Below are 601 nucleotides of genomic sequence, written 5' to 3'. Positions count from 1 at the left end.
ACTAACTTGACAAAGCGCAGTCATAAAAGCAAGTAAGGTTATTTTTTGAATAGATACTTTTCTATTCAGTTTATTGCAAAGCATTTAAAAACCACTTCACTTGATCTCCATCTTTTATTTCGCATTCTACGGCTCCTACAGTTGGTTGTTCACCATTTACTTCATACAACCAGTATTTCCCTGCATCTTCATCTTGTTCCATTCCATCGATTGAAAGAATGAATCCATCTTCTTCCAATACTTCATACTGTCCTTTAAGTGCTTCTAAGACAGTAATACCTTCTTCTACTTCTAGTTCTTGCGTTGCACCTTCAACTTCTTTTCCATCTTGTTCTAATGACATGACGACAGAAAGTGTCTCTTTTGCTTGCTGTTCAACTAAGGTACTGCTTTTTGCTGCAGAAGAATCTGAGTCTTGCACAGTCGTGTTCCCACAAGCTGCCAAACTAAATGTTGCTGCTACTATAAATCCCAATTTAAAAACTTTCATTCTATTTATTCCTCCAATTATGTCACTCTTTTAAGATAGACATTTTACCATATGTATAAAGTTGAAAAAATTTCTTTACTCTATTCCCTTCCTAAAACTACTATATAACAG

At 34.8% G+C, this 601-nt stretch carries 1 protein-coding gene; it reads right to left on the bottom strand.

Features of this window, described 5'->3' with window-relative positions; all coding sequences use genetic code 11:
• Positions 1–70 precede the first annotated feature (70 nt).
• Complete coding sequence (locus tag ABS911_RS15280) at positions 71–490, bottom strand: DUF4430 domain-containing protein (RefSeq protein ID WP_350468257.1); 420 nt, start codon at positions 488–490, stop codon at positions 71–73.
• Positions 491–601: the final 111 nt, after the last annotated feature.

It is taken from the genome of Carnobacterium sp. (assembly GCF_040274425.1).
Note: the sequence above shows the minus strand (reverse complement) of the source record. Positions and strands in the feature narration are given on the sequence as shown.